At 46.0% G+C, this 19,836-nt stretch carries 15 protein-coding genes, 1 tRNA gene and 1 riboswitch; of the genes, 11 read left to right on the top strand and 5 right to left on the bottom strand.

All coding sequences use genetic code 11. The features are described from left to right. The coding region (locus tag CYJ37_RS05665) for a hybrid sensor histidine kinase/response regulator (RefSeq protein WP_101548372.1) at window positions 1–2,141 on the top strand (2,141 nt) is incomplete at its 5' end. A 64-nt stretch (window positions 2,142–2,205) separates the two neighbouring features. Beyond that, the gene (locus CYJ37_RS05660; protein ID WP_083783141.1) at window positions 2,206–2,997 is read left to right on the top strand and encodes a CheR family methyltransferase; all 792 of its coding nucleotides are present in this window, start codon (window positions 2,206–2,208) and stop codon (window positions 2,995–2,997) included. Between the two features lie 168 nt (window positions 2,998–3,165). Here the strand turns inward: CYJ37_RS05660 and CYJ37_RS05655 are convergent, their stop codons facing one another. Further along, entirely contained in the window at window positions 3,166–4,380 is a 1,215-nt protein-coding gene (locus CYJ37_RS05655; RefSeq protein WP_009795545.1) for a fused response regulator/phosphatase, read from the bottom strand. A 292-nt stretch (window positions 4,381–4,672) separates the two neighbouring features. Here CYJ37_RS05655 and CYJ37_RS05650 point away from each other — a divergent pair, with 292 nt between their 5' ends. The 4 genes from CYJ37_RS05650 to CYJ37_RS05635 all read left to right on the top strand — a co-directional run bounded on the left by CYJ37_RS05650 (window position 4,673) and on the right by CYJ37_RS05635 (window position 7,643). Beyond that, window positions 4,673–5,893 carry an MFS transporter gene (locus tag CYJ37_RS05650; protein ID WP_009795546.1) on the top strand — a complete coding sequence of 407 codons (1,221 nt, stop codon included), beginning with the start codon at window positions 4,673–4,675 and terminating at the stop codon, window positions 5,891–5,893. A 197-nt stretch (window positions 5,894–6,090) separates the two neighbouring features. Further along, window positions 6,091–6,399: a hypothetical protein gene (locus CYJ37_RS05645; RefSeq protein ID WP_009795548.1), complete on the top strand. Its 309-nt coding sequence runs from the start codon at window positions 6,091–6,093 to the stop codon at window positions 6,397–6,399. A gap of 115 nt (window positions 6,400–6,514) precedes the next feature. Next, window positions 6,515–6,778 (top strand): DUF2188 domain-containing protein, encoded by a 264-nt coding sequence (locus tag CYJ37_RS05640; RefSeq protein ID WP_022544061.1) that lies wholly within the window; start codon window positions 6,515–6,517, stop codon window positions 6,776–6,778. A gap of 121 nt (window positions 6,779–6,899) precedes the next feature. Beyond that, window positions 6,900–7,643, top strand: coding sequence for an SGNH/GDSL hydrolase family protein (locus CYJ37_RS05635; RefSeq protein WP_101548370.1), 744 nt, complete (start codon window positions 6,900–6,902; stop codon window positions 7,641–7,643). 90 nt (window positions 7,644–7,733) lie between these two features. Here the strand turns inward: CYJ37_RS05635 and CYJ37_RS05630 are convergent. Both CYJ37_RS05630 and CYJ37_RS05625 read right to left on the bottom strand, forming a co-directional pair. Further along, a tRNA-Leu gene (locus CYJ37_RS05630) sits at window positions 7,734–7,816 on the bottom strand. Between the two features lie 73 nt (window positions 7,817–7,889). Then, a complete protein-coding gene (locus CYJ37_RS05625) occupies window positions 7,890–8,978 on the bottom strand; it encodes an aromatic acid exporter family protein (RefSeq protein WP_224950808.1) in 1,089 nt (362 codons plus the stop codon). Window positions 8,979–9,136: 158 nt separating this feature from the next. Between CYJ37_RS05625 and CYJ37_RS05620 the strand changes: the two genes are divergently transcribed. The 5 genes from CYJ37_RS05620 to CYJ37_RS05600 all read left to right on the top strand — a co-directional run bounded on the left by CYJ37_RS05620 (window position 9,137) and on the right by CYJ37_RS05600 (window position 16,017). Further along, a complete protein-coding gene (locus tag CYJ37_RS05620) occupies window positions 9,137–10,603 on the top strand; it encodes a response regulator transcription factor (RefSeq protein ID WP_022544059.1) in 1,467 nt (488 codons plus the stop codon). A gap of 139 nt (window positions 10,604–10,742) precedes the next feature. Continuing rightward, window positions 10,743–12,419: a urocanate hydratase gene (gene hutU / locus CYJ37_RS05615; RefSeq protein ID WP_009795553.1), complete on the top strand. Its 1,677-nt coding sequence runs from the start codon at window positions 10,743–10,745 to the stop codon at window positions 12,417–12,419. Beyond that, on the top strand, window positions 12,416–13,678 hold the full coding sequence (hutI, locus tag CYJ37_RS05610; RefSeq protein WP_009795554.1) for an imidazolonepropionase: 1,263 nt from the start codon (window positions 12,416–12,418) through the stop codon (window positions 13,676–13,678). Before hutU ends, hutI begins: the two co-directional genes overlap by 4 nt. A gap of 1 nt (window position 13,679) precedes the next feature. Then, window positions 13,680–14,672, top strand: coding sequence for an agmatinase family protein (locus CYJ37_RS05605; RefSeq protein WP_009795555.1), 993 nt, complete (start codon window positions 13,680–13,682; stop codon window positions 14,670–14,672). Between the two features lie 13 nt (window positions 14,673–14,685). Then, on the top strand, window positions 14,686–16,017 hold the full coding sequence (locus tag CYJ37_RS05600; protein ID WP_101548369.1) for a YjiH family protein: 1,332 nt from the start codon (window positions 14,686–14,688) through the stop codon (window positions 16,015–16,017). 53 nt (window positions 16,018–16,070) lie between these two features. On the opposite strand, the gene CYJ37_RS05595 is transcribed toward CYJ37_RS05600, so the two are convergent. Further along, window positions 16,071–17,114 carry a ribonucleotide-diphosphate reductase subunit beta gene (locus tag CYJ37_RS05595; RefSeq protein WP_101548367.1) on the bottom strand — a complete coding sequence of 348 codons (1,044 nt, stop codon included), beginning with the start codon at window positions 17,112–17,114 and terminating at the stop codon, window positions 16,071–16,073. 17 nt (window positions 17,115–17,131) lie between these two features. Next, window positions 17,132–19,363 (bottom strand): ribonucleoside-diphosphate reductase subunit alpha, encoded by a 2,232-nt coding sequence (locus tag CYJ37_RS05590; RefSeq protein ID WP_022544057.1) that lies wholly within the window; start codon window positions 19,361–19,363, stop codon window positions 17,132–17,134. Between the two features lie 134 nt (window positions 19,364–19,497). Beyond that, window positions 19,498–19,694, bottom strand: a riboswitch (cobalamin riboswitch). Window positions 19,695–19,836: the final 142 nt, after the last annotated feature.

Raw genomic sequence — 19,836 nt, 5'->3', positions numbered from 1 at the left:
GGGTGAATTATGCCGATCTTTCTTCCCTTCCCAGGGTAGAAATTAATACAAAGGATGAAATAGGCGAAATCGGTCTTGCTTTCAATGAGATGGCTGCATCGCTTGAAGACTATAGTTTAAAAGAAAAAGACTATACGAAACATATATCTGAACAAAATTGGCTGCAGACGAATATTGCAGACATCGCTACGATGTACCAGGATATAACGGATATCAGGACTCTGGGAGAAAAATTTATAGCAGAAGCAGCTGTTATTCTGGATGCTTCTGCCGGGGCGTTTTATTTGCGCAATGGCGAAGGCAGGGACATGAAGTTCCTTAAGCAGGCGAGCTATGCGGGAGATGGAAAAGATGCTGGCAGGGAGGAATTCTACCTTGGCGAAGGACTCATCGGACAGGCAGCCTTGGATAAGCGGACCAGGGTGCTGAAGGAGATTCCCGACGACTACTCTCTTGTCAGTTCCGGACTTGGGGAAATGAAGCCTAAAAGCATACTGATTGCCCCGGTCCTGTTTGAAGGGAATGTCACTGCAGTCGTAGAGTTTGCTTCCATCAGGGAGTTCACAGCTCTTGAAGAGAAGCTTCTGACACAGCTGCTGGATACGCTCGGTATTACAGTCAACAGTGTGCTCGGAAGAATGGAAATCGAGCGGCTGTTAAAAGAATCCCAGATGATGACAGAAGAGCTCCAAGTACAGTCAGAAGAGCTCCAGACTCAGTCTGAGGAACTTCAGGTCCAGTCAGAAGAGCTGCAGTCGCAATCGGAAGAGCTTAGGATGATCAATGAACAGCTTGAAGAAAGAACAAGAGATGCAGAAAAAAAATCCCGGGATCTGCAGCAGGCCAATAAGGATATTGAAGAAAAAGCAGAACAGCTGTTATTGAGCTCAAAATATAAATCTGAATTCCTGGCCAATATGTCGCACGAGCTCAGAACCCCGCTGAACAGCATCCTGCTGTTGTCAGAAATGCTGTCAGAGGGGCAGGGTGAAGAGATACCTGAGGAGCAAAAGGAAGTAGCTAAAGTAATCCACTCATCAGGAAAAGACCTGCTTTCTCTCATTAATGACATCCTGGACTTATCTAAGATTGAGGCCGGAAAGCTGGATATGCTCTTTGAAGAGATGAATTTGAGCGAATTGCCTTCTTATCTGGAATATAATTTCAGCCACCTTGCACAAAAGAAGAATCTGGACTTTAATATTTCAATTGCTGAAGACCTTCCCGGAATCATGTATACTGATCAGCAAAGATTCCAGCAGATTATCAAGAACCTGCTTTCTAACAGCTTTAAATTCACAGAGAAGGGCTCTGTTTCGATCGAAGTAAATCTTGCTGATCCTGAAAAGACAAAAAATCTGCCTTTAAAATCAAAAACTGATTTTTGGACAGAGATAAAAGTGTCTGATACAGGAATAGGCATTCCTGAAAGCAAGCAGTCGATCATCTTTGAAGCATTTCAGCAGGGAGATGGTGCATCTGTAAGGAAATACGGAGGCACAGGGCTTGGCCTTTCCATATGCAGGGAATTTGCAAAGCTTTTGGGAGGCTGGATATTCGTGGATAGCGAGGAAGGGAAGGGAAGTACCTTTACACTGTTTATACCTAGCCTTCCTAATGGCCTTGAGGAAGAACAGCATACTGCAGCAGCACACCTCGAAATAGCCGCTTCGGCTGCCGCAGAAGAAACAATTACAGACACGGGTGTGGAGGAGCCGGAAGTTCCTGCGGGAATTTCAAAGGAAATCCGTCATATCTTTAAGAATAAATCTGTGCTAATATGTGATGATGACAACCGCAATATCTATGCGCTTGAAAAAGCGCTTAAAGCTGAGGGCATGGAAGTTACCACAGTGCAGAACGGGCAGGAATGCCTGGAAATGGTCGGGCAGAAAAGGGATATTGACATTATTCTGATGGATATTATGATGCCTGTTATGGATGGGTATGAAACAATGCAGCGGCTGAGATCCATGGATGGACTTGAACAAATGCCGATCATTGCATTGACTGCAAAAGCGATGAAAGGGGACAAGCAGAAATGTCTGGATGCAGGTGCATCCGATTATATCAGCAAGCCCCTGAAGCTTGATCAGCTCCTGTCCGTCATGCGGGTGTGGCTGACAAAAGCTTCAAAGTAAATTGGAAAGGGGCATATGTGTGAAAAAGGATGTGCTTAAGGCGGACGAACGGGAAAAAATTGAGATGGATCTGCTCCTTGAGGCGGTCTACCTGATTTCCGGCTATGATTACCGCCAATATATGCGCTCCTCTGTGGAAAGAAGGATACAGCATAGAATGAGGCTGGAGCAGATTCCGACAATCAGCAGGCTCACTGAGAAAGTCCTGCACTATCCAGGCTTCATTAATAGAATATTGGACGATTTATCCATCAGTGTGACAGAAATGTTCCGGGACCCGTCCTTTTTTAGAGCTTTTCGTGAAAAGGTTGTACCCCGTCTCAGAGCTCTCCCGGAAATCCGGATATGGCATGCAGGCTGTGCTACAGGGGAAGAAGCATATTCTATGGCAATATTAATGGAAGAAGAGGGACTTGGCAGCAAAACCAGGATTTATGCGACCGATATAAACGAAAATGTTTTAAAACAGGCAGAGAGCGGGACATTTTCCCTTGCCAGGATGCAGACTTATACTAAGAATTACATCCAGGCGGGAGGGAAGAGGGCTTTTTCAGAATATTATTCTACTGACGAATTCAATGCCTATTTTCACCGGGAGCTTGTAAAAAATGTGATATTTGCCCAGCATAACCTGGTGACTGACGGCTCTTTCAATGAGTTTCATGTCATCATCTGCAGAAATGTAATGATTTATTTTACACCTCATTTGCAGCAGGATGTCCTTGACCTATTTCATGAGAGTCTTTCTGTTGGCGGGTTCCTGGGACTTGGAAACAAAGAAACGCTGAGAATCGGACGTTCAAAGGAAAATTATGCGGAGTTTGATGGCAAAGAGAGATTATATACGAAAAAGTAAGGAGATTGCCTGAATCGTTAGGCAGAAATTCAGAATAAGAAGGGCGGAACCAATGATGGTTCCGCCCTTCCATTTGATATTTTACATAGTTTTGGGACAGAACAGGACATTTTGCTGCAACCCATGGTAATTTATTGGGTGCAGCCCTGCTGGCCAGTCTGCATCTCTCTAAGCAAGCCCGGCAGCAGAATATTTCTGTGCGGCTTCAATGGCCGGATGCTTCAGCACCTGTTCGCTTTCCGCCTTGGCTTGGATCATGACGACACACATATCGTCCGGCTGGCATGCTTGGAGCTCTTTTGGGATGACAAGATTAATGGGCGCATCAATTGTTTCTTTGTCCCATTTCCTGCCCGCAGCCTCTGCCAGCAAGGGAATGCCATCCTCAAACTTCCGTTCAATGGCTTCCATCACCCCGTCGGTATATAAAAGGATTTGAATGCTCTTTTCGTATTCAATGATAGATTTTTCGACTTTTATGTTTTCCCAAAAGCCAATGGCGCAGCTTCCTTTTTTCATTGGAACTGTCTCCCGACCATCCACAAGGGCAAAGCATGGCGGATGCCCGGCATTAACGTATTCTACTGTTTTTTTCTTTGTATCGATCACCAGGTATACAGCTGTAAAATAGTAGTGGAGTCCGCTCTTTTTTTTCTCAAGCATAACCATCCATTTATTCAGCTCTTTGATTACTCTTTCAGGCTCGCTGAAATTCCTGATAACGTCCCTCAGGACAGAAGAGATGAACATGCAGACAAGGGAGGCTGAAATGCCATGCCCCATCATATCCAAAACAATGGCAGCATACCTGTTCTCATCAATCTTATGCCAATAATACATATCTCCTGCCAGTTTAAAAGCCGGAATATAGGAAGCATTAATATGTATGTGATCCTCCTGAACCATTTCGCTCAAAAGATTATGCTGGACCTGCTGAGCAAGATCCAATTCATCCCTTATTTTCTTTTCGTGCTCTTTATGCCAATCTTTTTCTTCCTTAAGCCTTAAAGCTACTCTTAATCTGGCTGCAAGCTCCACTTTATTGATAGGCTTTGTTATGTAGTCAATGCCGCCTACATCCAGTGCCTCTGCTACCTTTTGGGAATCCTCAAGGGCGGTGACAAATATGACAGGGATGTCACGGTACAGCGGATTCTCCTGGAGGCGTCTGCATGCTTCGATCCCGTCCATTTCAGGCATCATAATATCCATCAGGATGACATCCGCGGTGTTTTGGGCAAAAGCGGGCCCCGCGTTTTCCAAGTGCTTGAACAGGTCTTTAGCCGATGTAAATGACCGGTAGTCTTCATAGCCGGCATTCCTGAGAATTTTTTCAACTACAAACAAATTCACCTGGTTGTCATCCACTATTAAAATTGACATTCTCACTATCTCCTTTAGGAAAGGGAGCATTTTCAGCTCCTCATAAAACAGTTTTAATTCAGACAGGCCGGGGAAGCAATTACCTGTAAAAGTATTATGTATGACAGCGGTTCAGGAAACCGTTCCGCATTATATACCCGTCTTTTCCGGCTGCTAAACATATTTTCCCGGAATTTCCGTTATAGTTTCATGCTGCTGTACAAAATATAAAATAGAAAGGCCGTTTATTAGGCAGCTGCTCATGATTGCTGTAAAATAAAGGGTGATTTTTACATAGAGAGGAGAACCATTTATGGATGAAGAAAATAGCAAAGTGGATCTCCGGCAGGATTCAGGTGCAGATAAAATTTGGACAAGGGATTTTGTCTTGATCTGCATTGCTAATTTTTTTGTGTTTTTAGGCTTTCAGATGACATTGCCTACCATCCCTTTATTTGTCGAAGAGCTTGGAGGCAACGACCAGCTGATTGGATTCGTGGTCGGTATTTTCACATTTTCTGCCCTGCTTCTCAGGCCCTATGCCGGCCATGCTCTTGAAACAAAAGGAAGGCGCTGGGTTTACTTGCTCGGCCTTTTTATTTTTATTCTTGCAGTGGGAGCATTCGGGTTCGTACCGGGAATCATATTTTTATTTCTATTACGGATTATCCAGGGCGTGGGCTGGGGATTTTCCACTACTGCTTCCGGGACAATTGCAAGTGACCTGATTCCGCCTAAAAGAAGGGGGGAGGGTATGGGCTATTATGGCCTTTCAGGCAATATCGCCCTTGCTCTTGGACCTTCGCTGGGACTCACCCTTGCAGGAATACTGACATTCAAGCAGCTGTTTTTAATTTGTGCTGCTCTTGGCGGTGCCGCTCTTCTACTTTCATCACGGATACGCTATAAAAAAGTAGAAGAAAGCCAGGCCGCTGCAACTCCGGTAAAATGGGACTTTTATGAGAAAAGCGCCTTGAAACCATCCGTCCTGCTGTTTTTTATTACTGTCACTTTTGGGGGCATTGCTTCCTTCCTCCCGCTCTATACAGCTCAAAAGGGCATCGGCGGAATTCAATGGTATTTCCTTATTTATGCTCTATCCATTATGCTGACAAGGACCTTTGCCGGGAAGGTTTATGATTTAAAGGGACATAAAGCTATATTTGTACCAGGCGCTCTTCTGATATTAATCGCTATGGTCCTGCTTTCATGGCTGCCGGGCACCGGCATTTTATATCTCGCTGCAGTGCTCTATGGACTCGGATTTGGAAGTGTGCAGCCTGCTCTGCAGGCATGGTCGATTGAACAGGCACCAAGGAACAGGAGGGGAATGGCCAACGCAACATTCTTTTCTTTCTTTGATCTTGGTGTAGGGATTGGAGCAATGGCATTCGGGCAGATCAGCCACTGGTTCGGCTATGGCAGCATTTATTTAACTGCAGCAATATCAGTATTGCTATCAATGATCATGTATCTTATATTTCTTAAAAAAGAGGATACAGGTAAAAATGGAAAAGCTGGAGCACTGCAATAGCAGGCCCAGTTTTTTTTGTTATAAAAATAGGCACTGCTATGTCTTTTGACACTTTCCTTCAGGCAGGAACAGCAGTATGATAAAAACTTCAAAATTCATCATTAGGGTTTTGGCAGCAGGAAATCAGGGAAAAGAAAAGCAGAATGCGTCAATCTGAAAATTTCTGATGCTTAAACTATGTCCATGGGGGGATACATATGGCTAAAAGATTAATTCTTTTATCACTGCTGTCTGCTGTTTTATTTGTATTGATTTCCTCATTCGATTTCGATGCAAAAAAGACAAATGCCAACGTAGAAGAGAAAAAAGACTATGTTTCTTTTGAATATAAAATTACCAAGGTTGAAGAAGGGACATACTATGGGAAGTCTGCTGATGGATTGGGCATTTCTTTTACACTGGATGACCTGGATCAGAACATCATCATAAAAAAAGAGGATACAGTAGTCTGTTATTTTGAGAAAGACAATATGAGGGACGGATTGATCCGTGTCGAAAAGAAGTAGCCAGTCTTTTGATTGGCTTTTTTCTTTTGACGGAATAGTGCCGGCTGTGTTTTTTTCAAAAATGAAAGGGTAATAGTGTAGTGGATAAAAAATTTAAATGAAAGAGGCTGATCATATGGCAGATAATAAAAACAGCGATGACCGCAATCAGTATTTCCAGGATCGTGCAGGGACAGATGAAGCGAATTTCCATGTTGTGCCAAATGATGAAGAAGGCTGGGCTGTAAAAAAGGAAGGCGAAGATGAGCCGGAATTGACAACAGGCTCCAAGTCCGAAGCTGTGGACAAGGCAAAGGAAATGGCGAAGGAAGCGGGGACAATGGCTATTATCCATAATGATGAAGGAAGGATAGAGGACCAGGAGAATTACCGCCAATAAGGATTTAAGGCTTCAGCCCCTGGCTGAGCCTTTTTTTGAGGAATGCCCGAACACCGTATTCGTTTTAAACGGGCTAATATGCTATTCTAAAATAAAGTTTGAAATACAGAGGGTGTCCATCATGAAAATAGTTTGCTTTGGTGATAGTCTAACCCGCGGAGTGTCCTACCTAAAAGGGCGGCTGAGAATCTTAAAAAAGAATTATCCAGCCGTTCTCCAGGAGCTATTTAAAAATAATAGTGCAGGTGAAGCGGGACTGCATATTGAAGTCTTGAACAAAGGTGTCTTTAATGATAATTCGAATCTTCTGCTGTCAAGGCTTGAACGGGATGTTACTGATGAGAAACCTGATTTTGCCATCATCAGCATTGGCGGCAATGACTGCAATTTTTCATGGGAAGAGGTCGCGCAAAATCCGGGCGGCGAACATAGGGCTTCAGTTCCGCTGGACAAATATGCAGACAATCTAAGATATATGATAGAGAAAGTAAAGGACAGCGGGATCACTCCCATTCTCCTGACCCTGCCTCCGCTTGATCCGGTCCGCTATTACGAGAATATTTCAGGCAAGTTCAGTTCACAGATCAGCGGCTGGATATGCAGAGTTGGCGGGATAGAGCACTGGCATGGAAAATATAATCAGAGTCTGAATAAAATTGCGGATGAACTGAATGTGTTGAAAATCGATGTAAGATCTGCATTAAAACAGGCGGGTGACCTGGCAGAATTAATTTCGGCCGATGGAATCCATTTGACCGAATGGGGTTACAAAATCCTTGGGGCAGAGATTTACAATTATCTTTCAGCCTTTATGCAGTCCGGCAATATGGATTATATGCATTTAACTTCTGTAACAGAAAAATAAGGGCAGCCCGTGGGCTGGCCTTTATTTTTATTGTAAGAATAGAAAAAAGCGATTTGCATCTGCAAATCGCTTTACTTAGTGAATCTTTTATGCGGCTGAGAGGACTTGAACCTCCACGGGGTTGCCCCCACTAGAACCTGAATCTAGCGCGTCTGCCATTCCGCCACAACCGCTTACTAGCAACTGAATTTATTATAGCATAATAATTATGTTTGTACACTATTTTTTTATATTTTTTTTGAAAAATTATCTGCCTTCACTGGCTGTATCATTTGCCAGCTGGAGCAGCTCTTTACTCCGCTCCTCAAGTGACCTGATATGGATCAGCTCTTCGGCAAGATCATGCAACGAGAGGATCTCATATAAAACCGCAGCCGCAGGTGAGATATGATGATGCTGATGCGGATGCAAATCAGCCGGGGCAAATGTTTCTTTCTGTTCATTGAACCATTGTGTGAGCGCATTTACTTGCTCCAGATAATCCTCAGCCGGCATAAAGCCTTTATCCTTGAAAATGAATGAAACGGTTTCCATTACCGGGATAGCCGCAGCATTGGTTTTCAGATCCAGGCTAAAGCGGGACTTTGGCAGGTAAACAAGGTTGCCAATATGATAAATCAATTGCCGGAGAATAATTAATTTCTTGTATTCAAGTCTGTAGCACCGTATTTCTTTGCGGGTAAAACGGTGAAACCTCCACTCATCCTTCTGATACAGGCACAATTTTTCAATTTTGTCCGTATCCCTTGACAGGTTCTGGAAATCCTCGAGAACTCCTGCTTTATCACGGGGGGAACCTGAGATATGGGTGAATACCGTCATTAAAATAGAGGAAGCCTTTTCGAAAGCTGAGTCTATTCCCAATGTAATAGTCTTAGAATACTGCGGAGGCATGATAAAGATATTGACCAAAGTAGAGACGATCAGGCCTGTGCAGGTTGTGCCCAGACGTATGAAAAAAGAAGCTGCGTAATGGTCGTGAACAGTTGAGATCATTGCAGCTCCGGTGAGCACAGCGACAACGGTGCCCTCATAGAGCCTCAGTCTATGGCAGGCAATGATGGTTGCAAGGGAAACGAATGCATACGAAAACGGACTGTCTCCGAACAGAAATGCAAAAAAGACGGCAAAACCTGCTCCTATGGCAGAAGCGGGAAGGCGGATGAATGCCTTCCTTATCGAGTCAGCAGCTGTTGGTTCTATTGTTACTATGGCTGTTATGACAGCGAACATTGCAGGCCAATCCAGCAAATGGCAGATAAAGGCTGTTACAAAAACAGCAATCCCGGTTTTGACAATCCTCCCGCCTGCAAAATTAAATAGATATGCTTTCATTTTTTTGCCTTCTTTAACTGTGTTGGATATTTTCATGATATATATATTATATCGCAAATCCCATGCACTATGGGGAAAATAACGAAGAGCCGGATTGCCGGCAAGTAGTCCAATCATACAAAGCAAATGTCATGAGAGGCAGAGAAGGGAGTGCTCCAATGCTCATTCACTTAGTTCCGAAAGATGATCTGGAGGCTCAGGGGATACGCTGGGTGCTGGAATCCCATTTAAGCGGGATAGATCTCAGGGTTTGGAAAAACATTCGTGATTTTTTGGCTGCCATCGAACACGGTTCACCGGGACTGGTCATTATCAATATGGACAGCTGGGAACAATTCTCCGGCGAAGAAGCGGAAGAATTGAAGAGTAAAAGATTATGCTGGCTGGGGATATCCTCTGAAAGGATTTTTCAGACAGCATACCGCGCACTTAAATACAGGGGAGAGGATGTGCTGTTCAGGCCCTTTTCTTCTTCAGAACTGATCAGGGCTGTCCAGCAGATCAGGTATGAGCTGAGGAACTCGCCGGAGCAGGGGCAAGCCGGACAAGCGCAATTACAGGAACCCGGCTATCCGGATTTGTTTGTCACAAATGGGGAGGAGGAGAGGGGTCTGACCATGGCTGCTTTCCTGACGCCTGACAGCTCAGCGCTTGAGTCATTATACAGCTTATTGAGCAGCCGCACTGCGGCTAAAGCCGGCAAAGTGTTCGCCTTGTCAGAGTTCGTCCTATTTGTCCGCACTTCACCATATGGAGGAGAGACATTGGACGAGTTCCACTCATTCATGGCGGTTTGGAAAAAAAGCTTTGCTGTCCCGCTTGCTGTTATCGTATATCAAACCAGGAAACCACAATCACTGAAGGATACCTACCAGCATGTACGGATGCTGACCAAACTGATCTTCTTTGAAGGCTATGACATTATCATTTCAGAAAATCATCCGTCTTTAACAAAGGAAATGGACCCTCTCCTGACACCGGTCGAGCAGAGGGAATGGATAGAAATGCTTGAAAAAAGAGACGTAAAAGCCATTCGGTTGTGGTGTGAAAGGGAGTTCCTTGCCCTTGAATCCCCATATCCTGATCCAGAGCTGGTGAGGGTCCGGCTGACAAGTGTGCTTGCTCAGGCGAGAAGATATATGAAAACCTATCAGCTGCAGTCGGATATATTGGAGGAAAATTACCACCGTGTTTTTCAGAAGATTGTCCATTCGCCGACCATCCATGAGATTGTCAATGAACTGGAGAAATTTGCGGCCAGGCTTTTTGAGGAATATAGCCGCAAAGCTATTGATCCTGTCCCGGCTGTTGAAATAGCCGAAGAACTAATAGAGTCAAATTACTGGAACGAGGGCTGGAATTTATCAGATTGTGCGGAATCCCTGGGAATACATAAAAGTACATTGAGCCGGCGGTTTGCTGCCGAGAAAGGACTGACCTTCCGCGAGAGGCTTCACCAGATCAGGATCCGTGAGGCAAAGCGGCTTCTGATTGAGACAGATCTGCCAATTGAAAGAATTGCGGCTATGTGCGGCTATTCACATCCCTCTTATTTTTCGTCCAAGTTTAAATCCATTGCATCTTCCACACCCGCTTCCTATAGGCGGAAAACTAAGTATAATTGAAATTTTTGAAATTCATCATAATTATGTCTACCTCAGTATCTTTGAACTGCAATCATTTGTAAAAATATCAACAGATTATAAATTAATTTCCTCCTGTCCAGAAGTAAAATGAAAGAAACTATAACAGGAGGGAATAGTGATGGAAACAGCTGCTGAGAGAGTGAAAAGATACCGGGGGAACCAACTGAATACAAAAGGCTGGCAGCAGGAAGCTGCCTTGAGGATGCTAATGAATAATCTGGATCCGGATGTAGCAGAAATGCCTGATAAGCTGGTCGTCTACGGGGGGATCGGGAAAGCGGCCAGAAACTGGGAGAGCTTTGATGCTATAGTAGAGACGCTAAAGAAGCTGGAAAATGACGAAACTCTCCTTGTCCAATCAGGCAAACCCGTAGCCGTCTTTAAGTCGCATAGTGATGCTCCGCGTGTATTGATTGCCAATTCTAACCTCGTGCCGGCATATGCCAATTGGGAAACTTTTCATGAGCTTGACCGCAAGGGCCTTATGATGTACGGGCAGATGACCGCCGGAAGCTGGATTTACATTGGTTCCCAGGGAATTGTACAGGGGACATATGAGACTTTTGCCGAGCTGTCAAATCAGCATTTTGGAGGTTCCCTTAAAGGCACTATTACTGTAACAGCAGGCCTTGGAGGCATGGGCGGGGCCCAGCCGCTCGCTGTTACGATGAATGGCGGTGTCTGCATCGGGATAGAAGTGGATGAGACAAGAATTGACCGAAGGATTGAAACAGGCTACACGGATATGAAAACGGATTCATTGGAGGATGCCATTTCCCTGGCTGAGCAGGCAAAGAAAGAGGGGAAGGCCCTTTCTATCGGCCTTGTAGGCAATGCTGCTGAAATACTTCCGAAAATGCTGCAAAGGAATTTCATCCCGGAAGTATTGACAGACCAAACATCAGCCCATGATCCGCTGAATGGCTATATCCCTGAGGGCATGGAACTTGGCGAGGCAGAAGATTTGAGGGCTGCGGATCCAGCCGAATATGTCAAAAGGTCAAAATCATCCATGGCTGTTCATGTGAGAGCGATGCTTGAAATGATGAATAAGGGCGCCATCACCTTTGACTATGGCAATAATATCCGCCAGGTGGCAAAGGACGAGGGGGTGGAGGATGCTTTTGCTTTCCCTGGCTTTGTTCCTGCCTATATAAGGCCACAGTTCTGTGAAGGCAAAGGGCCTTTCAGATGGGCAGCCCTTTCAGGAGACCCTGAAGATATTTACAAAACCGACCGGGCTATCCTGAGAGAGTTCAGCGATAATGAGCATTTATGCAATTGGATCAGGATGGCTCAGGAAAAAATCCAGTTTCAGGGGCTCCCATCCCGCATATGCTGGCTTGGCTACGGAGAAAGAGCCAGATTCGGCAAGATTCTTAATGATATGGTCGCGAGCGGGGAACTGAGTGCACCGGTAGTAATCGGCAGGGACCATTTGGATTCAGGTTCGGTCGCTTCTCCGAACCGTGAAACCGAATCCATGCTGGACGGGTCTGATGCTGTTTCAGATTGGCCGATTCTCAATGCGCTCATCAATGCAGTTGGCGGCGCTACTTGGGTCTCCCTTCACCATGGAGGCGGAGTCGGGATGGGCTACTCCCAGCATTCGGGTGTAGTCATAGTTGCAGATGGCACTAAGGAAGCTGAAAAGCGCCTTGAAAGGGTGCTCACTACTGATCCCGGCATGGGAGTTGTCCGTCATGCTGATGCTGGATATGAATTGGCAAAGAAAACTGCGAGAGAAAAAGGTATTAGAATGCCAATGCTTGATAAGGGGAGTGACCAGGCATGAGCAGCAGGATCTTATGGATTAAAAATGCCTCTCAGCTTGCGACTCTCGCCTCAGGCGTGAAAGGTCCGCGCTCAAAAAGTGATATGTCAGAGCTCGGACTGATTGAAAACGGAAGCTTATTGATCAAGGGCAATAAAATTTTGGCAGCAGCTTCAGCAGGGGAAATCGAAAAAAAATATGCTGCCATCCTGAAGGATGCAGAGATTATTGATGCTTCCGGCCGGCTTGTCACTCCGGGACTGATCGATCCCCACACTCATGCAGCATATGGCGGCGGCCGGGAACAGGAGTTTGAAATGCGCCTTGAAGGTGCCAGCTATATGGATATCATGAACAGCGGCGGCGGAATCCACGCAACAGCTAGAATGACAAGGGAGGCATCGGAAGAGGAGCTGCTGGAGCAGACTGCTGTCCGCCTTGATTCCTTCCTTGCTCATGGAGTTACAACAGTAGAAGGAAAAAGCGGTTATGGAATGGAGCTGGAAACCGAGCTGAAGCAGCTGCGGACGATGAAAAAACTGAATGAACAGCATCATGTTGATATTGTCCCGACCTTCATGGGGGCACATGCAGTGCCGCCGGAATACAAAGGAAGGGAAGATGAGTTCGTTGATTATATTATTGAAGTGATGCTGCCGGAGGTGTCTGCTGAAAAGCTCGCAGAGTTCAATGATGTATTCTGCGAAGTGGGAGTCTATACTCCTGAACAGGCAGAGCGGATTCTTGAGGCCGGGAAAAAGTTCGGGCTGCTTCCTAAGATACACGCAGATGAGATTGAGTCCTATGGCGGCGCAGAGCTGGCTGCCAAGGTGGGAGCTGTTTCGGCAGAACATCTGCTGAAGGCTTCGGAAGCTGGCATTGAGGCGATGGCAAAGGCAGGTACAATTGCCTGCCTGCTGCCGGCAACGGCTCTTTATTTGCGGGAGGAAGCTGCCAAAGGGCGGAAGATGATTGACAGAGGGGTGCCTGTAGCAATCTCAACAGACTGCAACCCTGGTTCATCGCCGACAACATCCATGCCCCTCGTCATGAATCTTGCCTGTATCCTGATGAGGATGACGCCGGCAGAGGCATTGACAGCTGCAACCTATAATGCAGCATGCGCCATCAGGAGAGAAGACCGGATAGGATCATTGGAAGAAGGCAAGCAGGCAGATATTGTCTTGTGGAATGTGAAGGACTACCGGGAACTGCAATATTTGTTCGGGGTCAATCATGTCCATTCCGTCTGGAAAAAAGGCATAAAGGTGGTGGGCTAGGATGGAGACTCGCTGGCTGACGAAACCCGGCTGGTCCTGGAATACGGCTGAAGGCAGCTCCCCTGAATTCGTCCATCAATGGATCCGTCCGCTGGAACAGACAGAAGGGGAACCCAATGTCATCATTTATGGAGCACCCTTATCAAGATCATCCATCAGTGTTTCAGGTGCATCCTTATACCCGGATGAATTCAGGAAAATGTGGAAAGGATACGCAGCCTATAATCTTGATGAAGATATCGATTTGACCTCTTTAACTGCTGCTGATGCAGGAGATGTACTTATGCATACAACTGATATCCCCCTTTCCCATAGCCGTATTCAGGAGACAGCCTGTTCACTGGCAAAAGGCTTCCCTGAATCTGTCAGCTGCCTGATCGGCGGGGACCATTCAGTCACAGCCTGCTCTGTCCGCGGAATTAAGGAAGCTTTTCCTGACGAAAGGATTGGGATCCTTCAGCTGGATACCCATCTGGATGTAAGGGACCCGAAGGAGCTCGGGCCTGCGAATGGCACACCGATCCGCCAGCTTATCGATGGCGGTGCTGTGAAGGGGGAGGATATAGTCAATATCGGACTTCATGGCTATTTCAATGCAAGGCCGCTGGTTGAATATGCAAAAAAACACAAGATCCGGATGGTGACCATGAAGAATGCCCGGAGGCAAGGGCTGATCCAAACAGTGCAGGAGTCTCTGGATGATTTGGCAGCCAGGACAGACCGTGTTTATGTAACAGTGGATATGGATGTTCTGGACATCTCCGCAGCCCCGGGCGTGCCTGCGTCAACTCCGGGCGGTATGATGCCTGGCGAACTGTTTGATGTCCTGCTCGAAATTGGCAAATGTCCGCATGTTTTGCATATTGACTTTGTCTGTCTTGACCCGACAAAGGATTCCAACGTGTCAGAAACGGTAAAAGCGGGTGTATATGCCTGGCTGCAATTTATGACCGGCTGCACAATGCGGAAAGAAGGATTGAACATTCACTGTTAAGGGAGCGATTGATATGGAAAACAATCTGCCAAAACAGCCCGGTACAGACATAAGCATCAAAACGCCATTTATGTGGAAATTCTTCGTTTACAGTTTCATAGGCGCGTTCATTTTCTTTGTCCCCATTACAATCGGCGAAAAGAAATCCATCCTGCTTGATCATTTTGTGACCTATATCCAAACGGCAGCGGAACCTGCCATCCCTTTTTATACTCTGTTCATTTTGGCTGCAGGAGCCATATATCCTTTTTGGACAGGGAAATGGAAGAAATCCGCTACAGATATAATTTTTTCTATGTTTAAAGTGGCTGGTCTGCTGACAGGCATTATGATTCTCCTGAATCAGGGTCCAGCCTGGCTGTTTGATCCGGATATGGGGCCGTTTTTATACAACAAGCTTGTAGTTTCCGTCGGACTGCTGGTGCCGATAGGGGCTGTATTCCTTTCTTTGCTGGTAGGCTACGGCCTTTTGGAATTCATCGGGGTCCTTGCAAGGCCAATCATGCGGCCCATCTGGAAAACGCCCGGGCGTTCTGCCATTGATGCTGTCGCTTCTTTTGTGGGCAGCTATTCGGTCGGCCTTTTAATAACCAACCGCATCTATAAAGAAGGCAAGTATAACGGCAAGGAAGCAAGCATCATTGCCACCGGCTTTTCAACTGTTTCTGCCACGTTCATGGTCATTGTGGCAAAGACCCTCGGGCTGATGGAAATGTGGAATCTGTATTTTTGGCTTACTTTCTTCGTAACCTTCCTTGTAACAGCGATTACGGTCAGAATCTGGCCGCTGTCGAAAATTAAAGAAGATTATTACGAAGGATCTGTTCCGCAGCCTGAAAAAAAGGTCCAAGGAAACCTTTTCACTGCAGCATGGGCGGAGGCCAGGCAGACAGCGGAATATTCACCGCGCCTCTTGGAGAATATATGGGTCAACTTGAAAGATGGGCTGCTAATGGCTATGGCCATCCTGCCATCCATCCTGTCGATCGGACTGCTTGGCCTGGTTTTAGCTGAGTTCACCCCGGTTTTTGACTGGATTGGCTATATCTTTTATCCGTTCACATCCGTTCTGCAGCTGCCGGAGCCAATGCTTGCTGCCAAGGCAAGCGCACTTGGCATAGCAGAGATGTTTCTCCCTGCCTTGCTGGTCACTGAAGCTGCACTGGAACTGAAGGTTGTCATTGCTATTGTCTCTGTATCAGGTATCATCTTTTTTTCGGCGCTTGTGCCTTGTATTGTATCGACGGAAATTCCTCTTTCAATTCCCGTGCTGATCGTCATATGGATTGAAAGGGTGATCTTGACGCTGATCATTGCTGCACCGCTTGTCTATTTGCTTTTATAAAGATAAAACCAGCATGGCCTGTGCCGTGCTGGTTTTTCTGGTCCTGATGCCATTTATAAATCATCAAACCCATTATCCACTGTATTCACCTTCACATACTGCCTCGGCTTTTGTTCAAAAAAGTCCGATTTTCCAAGATCGACCTCTTCATAGGCCTTGATCCAGCGAAGGGGATTGGTCCTTGATCCTTCGAATGGGCGGTTAAAGCCCAGCTGGTTGGAGCGGACATTGGCATAGAATCTTATATATTCTTCCACATCCCCGATCAGGATGCCGCTTATTTTATCCCCGATGATGGATCGGGCCCATTCAATTTCAAGATAGGCCGCTTCCCTGAAAGTTGATTCTGCGAATTCCGCCAGCTCTTTTGTGTTCTGCTCAGGATATTCATCAAGGATTTCACGGAAAATTTTAACGAAAAGGTCGATATGCAGCTGTTCATCTCTATTAATATAGTTGATCATCGTGCTGGTAGCGACCATTTTCTGGTTTCGTGCCAGATGATAGAAAAAGGCGAAGCCGGAATAGAAGAACAGCCCCTCTAAAACAACATCAAATATGATGGACTTAAGAAGGCTGTCGACAGTGGGCGACTCTGCAAAATTTCTGTAGCCTGAAGCCACGAATTCATTCCGCTTTATTAGGGCAGGCTCGGTCCGCCAGAATTCAAATACCTCATCCTGCTTATTCTTATCAACAATACTTGAAAGCACATAAGAATAAGAATGGTTATGGATCACTTCCTGCTGGGCAAGGATGATCATCAGGGCGGAGAGGCTGGAATCTGTCAGGTAGTCAGCGACCTTACCGGCATAATCAGTCTGAATGCTGTCAAGCAGTGCCAGTAGGCCGATTATTTTTAATAAAGCCTCCTTTTCTTCTTCTGATAAATCAGGAAACTGCTTGATGTCCTGTGACATATTGATTTCAAAAGGGGTCCAGAAATTGGCGAGCATCCGTTTATATTTAGGAAAGGCCCATTGAAACCTCACATCGTCCCAGTTCAGGATATTGGAACATTCTCCGTTGATGATTCCAGTAGAGCGGTTTGGTGCTGTTTTATTCATGATTTCTCTCTTATTGACAGGGGTTGTCATCGAATCACTCCTTTTCATTAGCTTGAGCAGGAATCGCAGTCTTCAAAGTCGGAAGAAGTAGAGCGGACATAGTATGTCGTCTTCAGTCCGTTTTTCCAGGCAGACAGATGCAAATCCAGCAGTTCCTTCGCTTTAATATTGTTCTGCACATATAAATTAAAAGAAATTGCCTGATCGATATGCTTCTGTCTTTTGCTGTTCTGCAGGATGCTCCAATGCTGGTCAATCACATAAGCCGATTTGTAGTACCAGGTTGTATGCTCATTCAGGTCGGGTGCCGTTACCGGAATCTTATAATCTTTCTTTTCCTCAGAGTAGAATTTCCTGAATATCGGATCAATGCTCGGGCTGCTTCCTGCAATGATGCTAGTTGATGCATTTGGTGCTACAGCCATCAGATATCCATTTCGGATTCCATTTTTCCTGACAGCCTGCATCAATGAATCCCAATCATGCACAGAATCCAAACTGCTGTATCCCCGGGATGTAAAATATTCGCCTGAATGCCAGTCAGAGCCCTTGAAGCCCGGGTATGATCCTTTTTCCATCGCCAGATTCATGCTTGCTTTAATCGTCAGGAAGGCAATCTTTTCGTACAATTCATCTGCCAGCCGGACGGCTTCTTCGTTTTCCCACCTGAGCTTTTTCAAGGCGAGCAAATGGTGCCAGCCAAAGGTCCCGAGTCCAATTGCCCTGTATTTCCGGTTGGTGGCCACTCCCTGCAGGACGGGAATGGTATTCAAGTCAATCACATTATCAAGCATCCTGACCTGAATGGGAATCAATCTTTCCAATACATGGTCGGCTGCTGCCCTTGCCAGATTGATAGATGAAAGATTGCAGACGACAAAATCGCCGGGAATTTTCTCTATGATGATCCGGCCATCTTCCTCGCGCTGGTCTTTTGTGATCGTTGCGCTTTGATTCTGCACGATTTCAGTGCAGAGATTAGTGCAATAAATCATCCCCAAATGACGATTGGGGTTCTTCCTGTTTACCTCATCACGGTAAAACATGAATGGAGTGCCGGTTTCCAGCTGGCTGATCATAATCCTTTTCATAATATCGATTGCCGGAACTTTTTGCTTCGACAGCCGCGGGTTTGCGACGCATTCTTCATACTTAACCCTGAATGAACCTGCACCAGGCTTTTCATCATAAAAGTCTTCAAGGGAGAAGCCCATAACGCTGCGGACCTCATGGGGATCGAACAAATGCCAGTCCCCGCGGGCTTCTACCGTTTCCATGAATAGATCCGGCAGGCAGACCCCGGTGAATAAATCATGGGTGCGGTAGCGTTCATCACCGTTATTCAATTTGCTGTCCAGGAAGGAAAAGATATCTTTATGCCAGATGTCGAGATAGACGCTGACTGCCCCTTTGCGCTGGCCGAGCTGATCGACGCTGACAGCTGTGTTATTAAGCTGCTTCATCCATGGAAGGACCCCTGATGAAGCCCCTTTAAAGCCTTTTATATCACTGCCCCTGCTTCTGATTTTTCCCAGATAGACCCCGATGCCGCCGCCGTTCTTGGAAAGATTGGCGATATCTGTGTTGCTGTCATATATGCCCTGGAGACTGTCATCTACAGTATCAATAAAGCAGCTTGAAAGCTGGCCCCAATTTTTTCCTGCATTGGAAAGTGTAGGGGTTGCTGCTGTCATATACAGATTGCTTAAAGCCCAATAGGATTCCTTAATGAGGGACAATCTGCGTTCCTTTGGCTCTGAACGGTTCAAAGTCATGCTGATGATCATGAATCTTTCCTGAGGCAGCTCAAAAAGCCTCTTTTTCTTATCCCGGCTCAGGTAGCGGTCAGCAAGCATTTTCACTGCTATATATGTAAAAAGCCTGTCCTTTTCCGGGTCAATATAAGTCCCGATTATATCAATTTCTTCTTTTGTGTAGGATTCCAGCAGGACTGGGGAGTAGACGCCGGCATCGGTTAAATCGGTGATAAGCCCATACAGTGGGCCATAGCTTTCTCCGGCAGTGGAGCGCCGGTGCTCGGCAGCCTTCTCATAAAGACTTGATAAGTACAGGCGGGCGGCCACGTATGTCCAGTCAGGCTCAGCCTCGCTGATCATGGAAAGGGAATCAAGAATCAGCTGGTTTAGCAGTTCATCATTACTTGGAGTGTGATTATCCTGAAGCTGAGTCGCCCTTTTATAAAGCGGCTGAAAATCCAAATGCGGGAAATCAGAATCAATGGATGCCAATGGCAGCGGTTTTGCGGAAGAAATGTTCATAGTCGTACCTCCTGGGTTGATCAGTATTTTGACAATAAAAAAATCCGCCCACAATTTGGGCGGATCAAACGACGGCATAAAGGAAAATAAAACGATTTATACCATCGTTTCATCTTCCCAATCCCCGAAGAACCGAAACTCGTACAAGCATGGCAGGTCTCCTGGCTTGTGCTTCATCCTACTCTGAGCCCTTCCCATATATGCGCCTATTCAGCGTTCATATACAGTGGATGCTCATTTCGTACACACTTACAGTTGCGGGGACAGCTCCGGCGTTGAACCGGATTCCCTATTATGCCCTAAAAGGGCACCATCGCTTGCGGATTCTTATTCAATTGAAGGCTGGTGCCAAAAATCGGCAGCCAGGACGATTATTCGCTAAAATCCCCGGACTCTCTGCAAAAAAAATCGCTTCCCGAGTTTCAGAAGCGAAAAAGGAAAAAGAGACCATAAACAAAATTCATTCACAAGGA

This window comes from Bacillus sp. UMB0728 (assembly GCF_002858875.1).
Lineage (GTDB): Bacteria > Bacillota > Bacilli > Bacillales > Cytobacillaceae > Bacillus_AB > Bacillus_AB infantis.
The sequence above is the reverse complement of the archived record's forward strand: the minus strand, read 5'-3'. Positions and strand labels throughout refer to the sequence as shown.